This is a genomic window from Streptomyces sp. NPDC091371 (genome assembly GCF_040684275.1).
Classification (GTDB): Bacteria; Actinomycetota; Actinomycetes; order Streptomycetales; family Streptomycetaceae; genus Streptomyces.
Genome location: NZ_JBFBFP010000004.1, coordinates 135,271 through 147,659, shown reverse-complemented (window position 1 = coordinate 147,659; position 12,389 = coordinate 135,271). Strand labels below are relative to the sequence as shown.

Annotated in this window: 10 protein-coding genes; 8 read left to right on the top strand and 2 right to left on the bottom strand. The window is 73.2% G+C overall.

Annotated features, from left to right (window positions below; genetic code table 11):
• Positions 1–11 precede the first annotated feature (11 nt).
• Entirely contained in the window at positions 12–1,967 is a 1,956-nt protein-coding gene (locus tag AB0O21_RS07490; protein ID WP_365167418.1) for a PE-PGRS family protein, read from the top strand.
• Here the strand turns inward: AB0O21_RS07490 and AB0O21_RS07485 are convergent.
• Positions 1,964–3,169 carry an erythromycin esterase family protein gene (locus AB0O21_RS07485; RefSeq protein ID WP_365167416.1) on the bottom strand — a complete coding sequence of 402 codons (1,206 nt, stop codon included), beginning with the start codon at positions 3,167–3,169 and terminating at the stop codon, positions 1,964–1,966. The genes AB0O21_RS07490 and AB0O21_RS07485 overlap by 4 nt on opposite strands.
• Before the next feature lie 58 nt (positions 3,170–3,227).
• On the opposite strand from AB0O21_RS07485, the gene AB0O21_RS07480 reads away from it, so the two are divergent.
• Both AB0O21_RS07480 and rox read left to right on the top strand, forming a co-directional pair.
• Positions 3,228–3,947, top strand: coding sequence for a TioE family transcriptional regulator (locus AB0O21_RS07480; RefSeq protein ID WP_365167414.1), 720 nt, complete (start codon positions 3,228–3,230; stop codon positions 3,945–3,947).
• A 167-nt stretch (positions 3,948–4,114) separates the two neighbouring features.
• The gene (rox, locus tag AB0O21_RS07475) at positions 4,115–5,545 is read left to right on the top strand and encodes a rifampin monooxygenase (protein ID WP_365167412.1); all 1,431 of its coding nucleotides are present in this window, start codon (positions 4,115–4,117) and stop codon (positions 5,543–5,545) included.
• A gap of 147 nt (positions 5,546–5,692) precedes the next feature.
• Here rox and AB0O21_RS07470 read toward each other — a convergent pair whose 3' ends face one another.
• On the bottom strand, positions 5,693–6,925 hold the full coding sequence (locus AB0O21_RS07470; protein WP_365167410.1) for a serine hydrolase domain-containing protein: 1,233 nt from the start codon (positions 6,923–6,925) through the stop codon (positions 5,693–5,695).
• Between the two features lie 244 nt (positions 6,926–7,169).
• On the opposite strand from AB0O21_RS07470, the gene AB0O21_RS07465 reads away from it, so the two are divergent.
• The 5 genes from AB0O21_RS07465 to AB0O21_RS07445 all read left to right on the top strand — a co-directional run bounded on the left by AB0O21_RS07465 (position 7,170) and on the right by AB0O21_RS07445 (position 12,356).
• On the top strand, positions 7,170–7,655 hold the full coding sequence (locus AB0O21_RS07465; protein ID WP_365167407.1) for a hypothetical protein: 486 nt from the start codon (positions 7,170–7,172) through the stop codon (positions 7,653–7,655).
• A 130-nt stretch (positions 7,656–7,785) separates the two neighbouring features.
• Complete coding sequence (locus AB0O21_RS07460) at positions 7,786–8,571, top strand: CoA transferase subunit A (protein WP_365167405.1); 786 nt, start codon at positions 7,786–7,788, stop codon at positions 8,569–8,571.
• On the top strand, positions 8,571–9,227 hold the full coding sequence (locus tag AB0O21_RS07455; protein WP_365167402.1) for a CoA transferase subunit B: 657 nt from the start codon (positions 8,571–8,573) through the stop codon (positions 9,225–9,227). The genes AB0O21_RS07460 and AB0O21_RS07455 overlap by 1 nt, the downstream gene beginning before the upstream one ends.
• 259 nt (positions 9,228–9,486) lie before the next feature.
• A complete protein-coding gene (locus AB0O21_RS07450; protein ID WP_365167753.1) occupies positions 9,487–10,908 on the top strand; it encodes a PHB depolymerase family esterase in 1,422 nt (473 codons plus the stop codon).
• 29 nt (positions 10,909–10,937) lie between these two features.
• Positions 10,938–12,356: a tannase/feruloyl esterase family alpha/beta hydrolase gene (locus AB0O21_RS07445; RefSeq protein ID WP_365167399.1), complete on the top strand. Its 1,419-nt coding sequence runs from the start codon at positions 10,938–10,940 to the stop codon at positions 12,354–12,356.
• Positions 12,357–12,389: the final 33 nt, after the last annotated feature.

Below are 12,389 nucleotides of genomic sequence, written 5' to 3'. Positions count from 1 at the left end.
GCACGGCGGACGTGAACGACGACAGGCTGCGGGACCGCGAGAGCTGCGAGGCGCTGCTCGCCACGATGGGGCTGGAGCCCCTTGGTACCTGGTGGCTTCCGGGGATACGGAAGGCCGGCACGGCGCGCCGCCTGCTGGCGGCAGCGGCCGGCGAACCGGCGGCCGGGCCCGCCGAGGTGGCCGGGCTCGTACTCGGCGGGGGCCGCGAGTTCCTGCTCGCCTTCGACGGCCCCCACGCCCCCGGCGGCTACAACGGGAGGGCGTGGCGCCGGGTCCGGATCCTCGCAGCCGACCCGGTCCGGGCCCTCGCCGGCCTCCTCACCGCGACCGACCCCGACCCGCGCGGCCTGCTCCTGTCCGCTCCGGACGGCGAGACCTTCGCCGGCACGGTGCCGGGTGCCGACGGACAGCCGCGGCTGATCTTCCTGACCGGCATCAGCGCCCGCGTCGACGCGGCCGCCGAGTCCGCGGCCCGGGAGAGCGACGAAGAGGGCGCGGCCGCCTGGGCCGCCTACCTGGCCGGTCTCGACCCGGACCCGGACCTCCTCGAAGCCGCTGCCGACGACCTCGCTTCGGACTGGAGCACACCGGAGGCCATGCGCCGGGAGTTGCTCCGGCCCTCCCCGCACCTGCTGGGGCGGTTCCCGCCGGACGAGCTGGTGGACGCGGTACTGGCACAGCCGGATCCGCGGCTCCGGCTCGCCACCGCCGATACGCACCCGCGCCTGACCTCCGCCCACTGGACCCGGCTGATCCGCGCGGCCGACACCGAACGGGAACGCCGGCTCCTCGCCATGCTCGCCGCCGACCGGCGCGTCGAGCTCGCGGAGGACACGTACGCGCTCCTGGTCGCCGATCCGTCGGCCAACGTCCGGTCCGAGGCCGCCCGGCTCACCGGCCTGCCCCCACGACACGCCGCCGCCCTGGCGCAGGACACGGACGCCGCGGTCCGGGACTTGGTCTGCCGGACGGCTTGGCCCGTGCTGTCGGCCGAGCGCCGCAAGGCCCTGCTCACCGACGAGGCGGCCCGCGTACGGACCGCAGCACTGCTGTGGCACCACCGGGACGAGCCGCTCTCGCGGGAGGTCTTCGTACGCGAAGAGCTGGGGGAGCGGGCCGTCGAGGACTGCCGTCTGGGGCCCGACCTCGTCGAGCACCTCCTCGCGACTGGGAACGCGCGCATGCGTGCGGCGCTGGCAGCCAATCCCCGCCTCGACCCCGAGACCGTGGCACGCCTCGCCCGGGACACGGACGCCGGGGTCCGCCACATGGTGGCCCTGCGCGCCGACCTCACCGAGGAGCAGCGGACCACGATCCCGGTGGACATCGACCCGGACGGCCACTCGGTCACCCTGCCCTGGGTCGCGGAGCTCCACGAGGACCCGGAGGCCATGCGCCGGCTCGCCCGCTCCTCCCACCACCTGGTGCGCCGGAGCGTGGCCAGCGCCCGGCGTCTGCCCCCGGACGTGGTCGAGCTGCTGGCCTGGGACCGCGACCGGGTCGTCCAGCTGTTCCTCGCCGAGTCGTGCGAGGACGCCCCCGCCGAGATGCTGCTGCGGGTGTGGACCTGGTGGACCGGCAGCCTGTCCTCCCCGGGGCGCCCCCGCACGCACCCGAACTTCCCCCGCGAGGGGCTGTTGCGCTACGCGGACGATCCGCACGGCCGGATGCGGCGGCTCGCCCTGGACGACCCCCTCTCGACCCCCGAACTCGTCGCCCGGTTCGCCCGGGACCGCGACCCGGAAGTGCGCTACCGGGCCGCCGAGGACCCGCGGCTGACCCTCGCCGACGCGGCCCGCCTGGCCGAGGACCCGGACGACTCCGTCCGTGGGGTCGTGCTGCGGGAGCGGAACCTTCCCGCGAGCGTCCTGACGGCACTGCTCCGGGATCCCGACGCGTCCCGGGACGCCGCCCGCAACCCCGGCATCCCACCCCACGTGGCCCGCGTCCGGGCGGCCTGCCACTAGCTCCGGGGGAGGTCCCTGACGAACACGAGCCCGTCGCTGTCCGCCAGGTGGGCCGGGTCGAACGGGGCGTAGCCGAACCAGGGCGACACGCGGGGCGCGGGCCCGGTGCCGCCGAGGGCGGCGGCCAGCCGCGCGGCGTCGATGAGGCAGCGCTCCTCCGGGAGCGCGTACAGAAGTCCTTCGAGGGTGTCCGGTGGCGGCGTGTCCACGCCCTGGTGCCGGATCGTGCCGAGGGCCGTGGCGACGAAGGCGTACTCCTCGCCGAGCCGGGCGCTCACCAGCGCCCCGGCGCTCCACCACTCCAGCGGTGCCCCGCCCATCCGCATCGTGCTCTTCTCCCGCTGGAGGTGGGAGTTGTGGGCGTGGACGAGTACCGGACCCCGGGCGGCGAGGGCGAGGAGGTTGTCGGCCATCATCCGGTCCCGGACGCTCACCAGCCGGGTCAGGCGGGCCGGCGAGGTGTCGGCCATCGAGTGGTGGTAGCGCAGCAGGCCGGTCGCGGTGCGTCCGTACAGGAGCGCCCGGTCCCACTCCTCCCGCGGGGTCGCCGCGATCAGGTGCGGCGTCTGCTGGTCGAGCAGTGCCGCCAGATCGTCGGCGAGCAGCCGCAGTTCCTTCGCCTCGGCCGACCGCCCCACGGATCGGGCCGGGTCCATCATCGCGGCGGGATCGGTCCACCGGTCGTCGTCGGGGCCGAGCAGCCGGTCGAGCGCGTCCGCGGTGCAGGGGAGCAGACCGGGGTCGACGTGGGCCGCGAGGTAGCCGTGGAGCGCGGTCAGGGCCTGGCGGGGGCCGGCGGCGGCAGTGGTCTCCAAAGGCCCGTCGAAGCCGGCGAAGCGGATCCGCTCGGGGGCGGGCCGCCCCTCGTTGTGGGCCCGCATCCAGCGCACGAGTGCGCGGTTGGCCGCGGAGGCGCCCCAGCCGTGGCTGAATCCGCGTTCCATGACCTTGTCGAGCGTGCCGGTGCCCGAGGTGACGTAGTCGTCCACGACCAGGCCCATCAGACAGTCGCTCTCGATCGCGATCGTCCCGTAGCCCTCCTGCTCGACGAGCTGCCGGAAGAGCTCGTTGCGCAGGTCGAGCAGGGCGTCCTCGCCGTGGGTGGGCTCGCCCAGGGCGAGCATCCGGGGCCGGGACGGAAGCAGCCGAAGGACGGCGGAGGCGTCGACGGCATGGGCGGTGTGCTTGATGTCTGCTGCCATGCCTTCAACGGTATCGTTGAACCTTCGGTGGAAACTTTTCCGCGATATCGTGGGATCTGTGGGACGAAACCTTCAAACGGACCGACAGCTCAGGCCGATCGACCTCGCACGCGGGTACGGCCTGTCGACCCAGGCCGTCAGGAACTACGAGGAGGCCGGCATCCTCCCGGCCGCCGGTCGCACGCCCCACGGCTACCGCACCTACACCCCGCTCCACGCGCTGGCCCTCGGCGCGTTCCTCGCCCTGGTACCCGGCCACGGACACCGGACGGCGACGTCGATCATGCGGGCCGTGAACCAGGACGAGACCGACGAGGCGTTCCGGCTCATCGACGAGAGCCACGCCCAACTACTCGACGACCGGCGGACGCTCCGGGCCGTGGAGCGCGCCCTCCGCGACCTGTCGCCCACCACCGCGCCGCCGGCCGGGACCGGCGGCACGTTCGTGGGGCCGCTCGCGGCCGAGCTCGGCATCCGCCCCGCGACGCTGCGCAAGTGGGAGCGGGCCGGCCTGGTGCGCCCGCGCCGGGACCCGCTGACCGGGTACCGGGTGTACGAAGAGGCCGACGTACGGGACGCCAGACTGGCCCACCAGCTGAGGCGGGGCGGCTACCTGCTGGAGCAGATCGCCCCGCTGATCGGCCACGTACGGGCGGCCGGCGGGCTGGAGCCGCTGGAGGCCGCGCTGGGGGACTGGCACGCACGGCTGTCCGTGCGGGGGAGGGCGATGCTGACCGGGGCTGCCGAGCTGGAGGGGTACCTGCGCGCAAGGGCGTGAGCCGGCAGCGGCAACAGGCCATCGGCCACCGGGAAAAGAGAAAGGCAAGGAGGTAATCCGCTCCTTGCCACTCTCAACATATAGCGCACCGGGGGGCTTGCGGCAAGGCCCCCACCGTGCCGCAGAATCATCGGCCTGAGCCCGAAACCTGCGGAAACGGACCCTTCATGATTGACGTGATCATTGCCGGCGGCGGACCGACCGGTCTGATGCTGGCCGCCGAACTGCGGCTGCACGGCGTGCAGGTGGTGGTGTTGGAGAAGCTGACCGAGCCGACCCTGCAGTCCCGCGGGCAGGGCCTTCACGCGCGCAGCGTCGAAATGATGGACCAGCGCGGGCTGTTGGACCGGTTCCTCGCGGTCAGCGAGAAGTTCCAAGTCGGCGGACTGTTCGGCGGCATCATGAAGCCGTGGCCGGACCGGCTGGACACGGCCCACCCGTTCGGCCTCGCCACCCCGCAGCCGGTCACCGAGCGGCTGCTGAACGAGCGGGCGCTCGAACTCGGTGCCGAAATCCGGCGCGGCAGCGAACTGGTGGGGCTGAGCCAGGACGAAGAGGGGGTGACCGCCGAGCTGGCCGACGGCACGCACCTGCGCTCGCGCTACCTCGTCGGCTGTGACGGCGGACGCAGCACGGTGCGCAAGCTGATCGGTGTGGGGTTCCCCGGCGAACCCGCCACCGTCGAGACGCTGTTGGGGGACATGGAGGCGACCGAGGATCCGGACACGATCGCCGCCGTCGTCGCGGAGGTCCGCAAGACCCAACTGCGGTTCGGTGCCCAACGCAACGCGGACGACGGCACGTACCGCATCGTCGTGCCGGCCGACGGCGTGTCCGAGGACCGTGCGACCGCGCCGACCCTGGAGGAGTTCAAGACGCAGTTGCGGGCCTTCGCAGGCACCGACTTCGGCGTGCACTCGCCCCGCTGGCTGTCCCGGTTCGGCGACGCCACCCGGCAGGCCGAGCGCTACCGCGTCGGCCGGGTGCTGCTGGCCGGCGACGCGGCGCACATCCACCCGCCGACCGGCGGACAGGGGCTCAACCTCGGCATCCAGGACGCGTTCAACCTCGGCTGGAAGCTGGCCGGCGCGGTCGCCGGCTGGGCCCCGGAGGAACTGCTGGACACCTACCACGCCGAACGGCACCCGGTGGGCGCCCGCGTGCTGGACAACACCCGCGCGCAGATCACGCTGCTGGGTACCGATCCGGGCGCGACGGCGCTGCGGGAACTGTTCGCGAAGCTGATGGACTTCGAGGAGGTGAACCGGTACGTGACCGAGATGATCACCGCGGTCGGGGTCCGCTACGACTTCGGCGAGGGCCATGAACTGCTCGGCCTGCGGATGCGGGACGTGGAACTGAAGCAAGGACATCTCTACGAGCTGATGCACGGCGGCCGCGGGCTGCTGCTCGACCAGACCGGCCGGCTCTCCGTCGAGGGCTGGGCGGACCGTGTCGACCTGGTCTCCGACGCCGGAGCGGAACTGGACCTGCCCGCAGTGCTGTTGCGGCCGGACGGCCATGTCGCGTGGGTCGGTGACGACCAGCGGGATCTGCTCACCCACCTGACGAAGTGGTTCGGCGCCGCCGCCGGCTGACCGGTTCGCCGGCTCGCAGCCGACGCCGCGTCCGGCCCGCTCCTGGTCGACGGAGCGGGCCGGACGCGTACGGCTTGGCCAGGACCGGCCCGTGCGAGCCCTCGTCGAGCGCGCCGTTCGACCCCGGTCAGGCCCGCCGCCTACGCGCTACGGGAGGAACGCCGGGACACGCGAGGCAGGCCGGCCGGCTTCGGCGCCGCCGCTGCCGCACATCGCCTCCCGCTGCAGCGCCTTCAGCGCGTCGTCGAGGGGGTGGTGCTGCGGCTGCCCCGAGGAGTCCGGCGCGTGCCACCTCTGGAGGTTGACCGCGACGGACATCTGGCGCTTGCCGTCGTCCCGGGTCAGGGAGATCGTCCCGGCCCCCCAGACGGTGCCGTCGTGGCCCCAGAAGGTGCCGCAACCGGGGACGTCGACCTTGTGCAGACCGAGGCCGTACTGGATCGTCGTCCCGTCCAGGGCGATCACCGGGATCGTGCGCTGCATCTCCGCCAGCGACGAGCGGCTGACGATCCTGCCGTCGAGCAGCTTGCCGTAGAAGCGGTTGAGATCGTCCATGGTCGACACCAGGGCGGCCCCCGTCCCCGTCCAGGACATGTCGTACACGCTGAAGTCGCGCGGCGGGTCGAGCAAGCCGAACAGGGCCTCGTACATCCGCGAGTGCGGTCCCTCGATGCGGGGCCCGGACGGGAACCCGGTGTGCCGGAGCCCTGCGCGCTCGATGACGTTCCGGGTGATGTACTCCTCGGCCGGGGTACCGGTCACCTGCTCCAGCAGCTGGCCGAGGATCAGCCAATTGGTGTTGGAGTACACCCCCGTGGGGCCTCCGGGCTCGCCCGCGGGAGGCGCGCCCAGCCCCAGTTCGATCAGCTCGGCCGGGCGGAACCGCCTGAACCGGTTGTCCTCCAGGCTCTCCGGCGAGGGGGTCTGGAGGGACGGGAACGCGTAGGGGATGTAGTCGGGGATGCCGCTCGAGTTGTTGAGCAGCATCCGCACCGTGATCTTCCGGCCGCGTTCTCCCGGCACCAACTGCGGCAGGTAGTCGCCGATCGGCGCGTCGAGCCGGATCCGACCCTGCTCGACCTGCTGCATGACGGCGGCGGCCGTGAACGTCTTCGTGATGCTGCCGACACGGTGCCGCATGCCGGGCGTCACGGGACGGCCGGTCGTGACGTCGGCGACCCCGGAAGCGCCGCGCCAGGTCCGGCCGGCGTCGCGCACCTCGGCGAACACCCCCGGCATCCCCGCGCGGTGGACGTCGTCCAGGGCGGACCGCAGCGCCGCGGCCCCGGGGGGCGCGGGAGCCGCCGTGACCGTGCCCGCACCCACGCACAGGGCAGTCAGGGCGGTCACGCTCGCACACATCATCAGGCGGATCTTCAAGACACGGGTCCTTTCACGGTCAATGGACGTAACGGGGACCCCCGCCGTGCTGTCGGCATCGAGTTCGGGATCCATGCGGGCCATCGTCACGGTCCGTCGCCCCCGGGGTCATCCGCCACCCGTCGGGCTTGCCGCCCCGATCCCGCGCCGATCGGCGCGCGGCGCCTGCTGCCGTGCGGGCTGCCCAGCCGGGTGCGGAGCCGGGGCGGGGCGCGTCCTCGAACGGGCGTGGCAGCATGTGGGGATGATCTTCCCCCATGCCGACGGCGACTACGCGATCAGCTCGATGTACTCCCTACCGGACGACGCCTGGTACGTGGAGCTGACGCTCGCCGCCGAGGAACTCCACCTCGCGACCGCGATCGTCCCCGACGAGGACCCGGCCAGGGAGCCGACGGTGTGCTTCTACACCTGCGAGCCGCACCGGGACCTCCCGTACGAGGTCGTGCGCTGGTTCATGGACCAGGTCGACGAGGAGATCCGCACGTCCCGCGCCTGGATGCTGCTGCGGCCCGAGCTGGTCGAAGTCGTCCACCGGCTGCGCCAGGAACACATGGGTGTCCTCCACGATGACGACTTTCCCGAAGTCCTGGCCGAAGTGCGTGCCGGGGTCCCCGAGGCAGACCTTCCCGCCGTCCTCGCCTCCGCCTTCGGCCGCAAACCCGACGGGGGCTTCGTGGACCACCCGCACATGCCGTGGCCCGCGGACGGGCAAGGGGAGACGGCCTAGGACCTGCCCAGGACTGGTTCCCTGCCACATCCGATGCCGCCGAGCTGTGGGGAAGTCCGCCATCGTGCACCCCCCGACCGGCTTCCTAGGCTCGCCGCAGGCCCGCGAGGGTGGACGGAAGGAGTCGCGGATGAGTGTGGACAAGGTGGTCGGGGATTCCCTCGAAGCGGTCGCCGACATCGATGACGGGGCGTCGGTCTCGGTCGGGGGGTTCGGCCTGTGCGGGATCCCGGGGGTCCTCATCGAGGCCCTCCGGGAGCGCGGGGTCGGCGGCCTGAAGGTGGTCTCCAACAACTGCGGTGTGGACGACTGGGGGCTCGGGCTGCTGCTGCGCGAGGGACGGATCGCCCGGATGACCAGCTCGTACGTGGGCGAGAACAAGGAGTTCGCCCGCCAGTACCTCAGCGGCGAGCTGGAGGTGGAGCTGGTCCCGCAGGGGACCCTGGCGGAGCGGCTGCGGGCCGGCGGCGCCGGCATTCCCGGCTTCTACACCCCCGCCGGTGTCGGCACGCAGATCGCGGACGGCGGCCTGCCCTGGCGGTACCGCGAGGACGGCACCGTCGCCGTGGCCTCGCCGCCGAAGGAGACGCGGACGTTCGGCGACCGCGCGTACCTCCTGGAGGAGGCCATCACCACCGACTTCGCCCTCGTCCGGGCCGCCGTCGGCGACCGGCACGGAAACCTCGTCTTCCACGCTTCCGCCCGGAACTTCAACCCCCTCGCGGCGATGGCCGGGCGCGTCACGGTGGCCGAGGTGGAGGAGCTCGTCGCCCCGGGCGACATCCCGCCCGACCAGGTCCACCTGCCCGGCGTCTTCGTCCAGCGGGTCGTCCGCGTCGCGCCCGACGATCCCGCCGCAGCCAAGCGCATCGAGCGGCGTACGACCCGCCCGCGCCCCGTCGAGGAGACCCGCTGATGCCCCTGACCCGCGAGCAGATGGCGGCCCGCGCCGCCCGCGAACTGACCGACGGCTCGTACGTCAACCTCGGGATCGGGCTGCCGACGCTCATCCCGAACCACCTCGCCGACGGCATCGAGGTGGTCCTCCACTCGGAGAACGGCATCCTCGGCGTCGGGCCCTACCCGGACGAGGAGGACGTCCACCCGGACCTGGTCAACGCGGGGAAAGAGACGGTGACCGCCGCCGCCGGAGCCTCGTACTTCGATTCCGCGCTCTCCTTCGGGATGATCCGAGGCGGCCACATCGACGTGGCGGTACTGGGGGCCATGCAGGTCTCGGCCTCCGGTGACCTGGCCAACTGGATGATCCCGGGGAAGATGGTCAAGGGCATGGGCGGCGCCATGGACCTGGTGCACGGCGCCCGCCGGGTGATCGTGCTGATGGAGCACACGGCACGCGACGGCTCCCACAAGCTCGTCGAGGAGTGCACTCTCCCGCTGACGGGCCGGGGGGTGGTGAACCGGGTCATCACCGACCTCGCGGTGATCGACGTCTCCGCCTCCGGCCTCCTGCTGCGCGAACTCGCACCGGGGGTGAGCCTGGACGACGTCCGGGCGGCCACCGGCCCGGAACTGGCGGTCGCGGGCGGCCTGGCCGTCCGTACCCGATAGCAGGGCGGCCGGGACGGGGCAACGGGGCGCGGACCACAGCCATTTCGGCCGGCTGTGGTGTGCACCACCGTACTGGGCGGGCGGCTCCGGCTCCTACGGTTACCCGCACACCAGCCCGTCCGTACCGATGAGGACGGTGCTGCCACCCGCACAGGGAGCCGCCATGCCGTCGCGCGCCACCTCTTCGAAGCCGCTGCCGTCCGCGCAGCCGTCCCGTACCCCGCCGGGAGGCGGACGGTGGCGCCGGGCCCTCGGCCGGATGCCGGCGGTGGTGGCCCTGGTGGCGGGGGCGGCACTGCTCTCGCCCGCCCCCGCCGCCCGGGCCGCCGTCTCCCTGCAGAGGATCAGCGCCTTCGGCACCAACCCGGGCGCGCTGAACATGTACGCGTACCAGCCCGCCGGTATGCCGGCCCGCCCCGCGGTGGTGGTCGCACTGCACGGCTGCACCCAGAGCGCCCAGGTCTACGCCGACAACTCCGGGCTGACGCAGTTCGCCGACCAGTACGGGTTCCTGCTGGTCTTCCCCGAGACGACCTCCGCGAACAACAGCAGCCAGTGCTTCAACTGGTTCGAGCCCGGCGACACCAAGCGGGGCCAGGGCGAGGCCGCCTCCATCCGGCAGATGGTCGCGCACGCCGCCTCCGCGTACGGCACCGATCCCGCACGGGTGTACATCACCGGGCTGTCGGCGGGCGGCGCCATGACCTCGGTGATGCTGGCCGCCTACCCCGAGGTGTTCGCGGCGGGCGCGGTCATCGCCGGCATCCCCTACGCCTGCGCGAACTCGGTGGTCACCGCCTACTCCTGCATGAGCCCGGGTACGGACCGCACCCCGGCGGCCTGGGCCCAGGGCGTCCGCGACGCGAACCCCGGCCGCACCGGGCCCTGGCCGAGGGTCGCCATCTGGCACGGCGACAGCGACACCAAGGTCGTACCGAAGAACGCGGAGGAACTGCGCGACCAGTGGACGGCCGTCCACGGCCTGGACCAGAGCGCGGACCGCACCTCCACCATCGGGCCCAACAGCACCCGCAGGGAGCAGTACCTGGCCGCGGACGGCAGCGTCGCCGTCGAAGTGGACCGGGTGCCTTCCCTCGCGCACGGGACTCCGGTGGATCCGGGCAGCGGACCGCAGCAGTGCGGCGCCACCGGGACGGCGCACTTCATCCGCTCGATCTGCTCCAGCCACTGGATCACCGGCTTCTTCGGCCTCGACGCCTCCACCCCGCCCCCGGGCGGCCTGCCCGCCCCCGCGGGCCTCGCCGCGACCGGGGTCACCGACACCACCGTCACCCTGGACTGGAACGCCGTCGGCGGCGCCGCCTCGTACGCCGTCTACCGCGACGGCTCCCGCATCGCCACCCCGGACGCCTCCCCGTTCACGGACACCGGACTCGAACCCGGCACCGGCCACACGTACGCCCTCGCCGCCCGGGACGGCGCCGGCGTCGAGGGCGCCCGCTCGGCGGACGTCAGCGCCACCACCACGGGCGCCGCGGCCCGGTGCTGGACCGCGAACAACTACCAGCACGTCCAGGCCGGACGTGCCACCACCAACGGCGGCTACGCCTACGCCAAGGGCTCGAACCAGAACCTGGGCCTCTACAACACCTTCGTCGTGCACACGCTGAAGGAATCCCCGGCCGGCCACTACGTCATCGCCGACGGCACCTGCCCCTGACACCCGTACACGTTCCACCGGAGGTAACCGTGCACCTGTCCCGCACCACCGCCCTGCGGCGGTCCGTCGCCGCGGCGGCGGCGCTCGTCACCCTCGCCACCGTCCCCGCGGCCGCCCAGGAGCGGGGTGATACCGGCGAAGGCGCGACGGCCCCTTGCGCGAGTCTCCACCGGCTGAGGGTGCCCGGCGCCGAACACCAGGAGAGAGCCTGCCTGGCCGAGCTCACCACGGCCGGAACCGTCGCCTCCGGCCACACCGACCCGGCCGACTGGGCGGGGCTGACCCCCGCCGGACTCGCCGCCCCCAGCGGCGTCCCCGGAATCCAGATCGACGGATACTTCCCCGACACCTCGACGGCCAACACCAACCACGGCTGGCAGCACGACGCCCAGTTCGTGATCCGGCTGCCCGACCGCTGGAACGGCGGCCTGGTCGTCGCCGGTTCGCCGGGGGTCCGCGAGCAGTACGCCAACGACCGGGCCATCGCCGACTGGGTCCTGGCCCGCGGGTACGCGTACGCCGCGACCGACAAGGGCAACACCGGGGTCGCCTTCCACCGCGACGGCCGCGCACCCGGTGACGCGATCGCCGAATGGAACACCCGGGTCACCCAGCTCACCCGCGCCGCCCGGGCCGTCGTCGCCCAGCGCTACGCACGGCCCCCCGCCCGCACGCTCGCCACCGGCATGTCCAACGGCGGGTACCTCGTCCGCTGGCAGCTGGAGAACCATCCCGAGCTCTACGACGGCGGTGTCGACTGGGAGGGCACCCTGTGGCGGGAGGAAGGCCCGAACCTGCTCACCTTCCTGCCGCCCGCCCTCGCCGCCTACCCCGCCTACGCGGCGGGCGGCGAGGGAGCCGGGCCCGCCCACCGGCAGCTGACCGCGGCCGGCTTCCCGGCCGGCTCGGAGTTCCTGTGGCCCTTCCACCACGCGTACTACTGGGACCTCACCCAGCGCATCTACCGCGAGGAGCTGGACCCGGACTACGACGGCCCGCTCGAGGCCGGCCACCCCTTCTGCGCACCCGGCACCCCCGCCTGCGACGCCGACTACGACTACCCCTCACGGCCCGACGCGGTCCGTGACGCGGTCTCGAAGGCCGCCCTCACCGGCCGGATCGGCAAACCCCTGATCACGGTGCACGGAACCCTCGACGTGCTGCTGCCCATCAGCCAGGACTCAGACGTCTACGCCCGCATGGTCGGCGACGCCGGGCGCGGCCACCTCTTCCGCTACTACCGGGTCGAAGGAGGAACCCACGTCGACTCGCTGTTCGACGCCTTCCCCGACCGGCTCCGGCCCATCCTCCCGTGCCACCGCGCCGCCTTCACGGCCCTGGAGGACTGGATCGGCCGCGGCGTGCGGCCGCCGGCCGGCCGCACGCTGCCCCGGCCCGCCTCCGCCGGCCCCGGGGAACTGCTGACGAGCTGCCCGCTCGGCCCGTGAGCCCCGCTGGTGGACTCCACCACCCCACCGGCC

Bases quoted from the DNA above. Each gene is read 5' to 3' on its own strand.
- rox (WP_365167412.1), top strand. From the start codon at position 4,115: ATGATTGACGTGATCATTGCCGGCGGCGGACCGACCGGTCTGATGCTG.
- AB0O21_RS07450 (WP_365167753.1), top strand. From the start codon at position 9,487: ATGCCGGCGGTGGTGGCCCTGGTGGCGGGGGCGGCACTGCTCTCGCCC.
- AB0O21_RS07455 (WP_365167402.1), top strand. From the start codon at position 8,571: ATGCCCCTGACCCGCGAGCAGATGGCGGCCCGCGCCGCCCGCGAACTG.
- AB0O21_RS07485 (WP_365167416.1), bottom strand. From the start codon at position 3,169: ATGGCAGCAGACATCAAGCACACCGCCCATGCCGTCGACGCCTCCGCC.
- AB0O21_RS07465 (WP_365167407.1), top strand. From the start codon at position 7,170: ATGATCTTCCCCCATGCCGACGGCGACTACGCGATCAGCTCGATGTAC.
- AB0O21_RS07460 (WP_365167405.1), top strand. From the start codon at position 7,786: ATGAGTGTGGACAAGGTGGTCGGGGATTCCCTCGAAGCGGTCGCCGAC.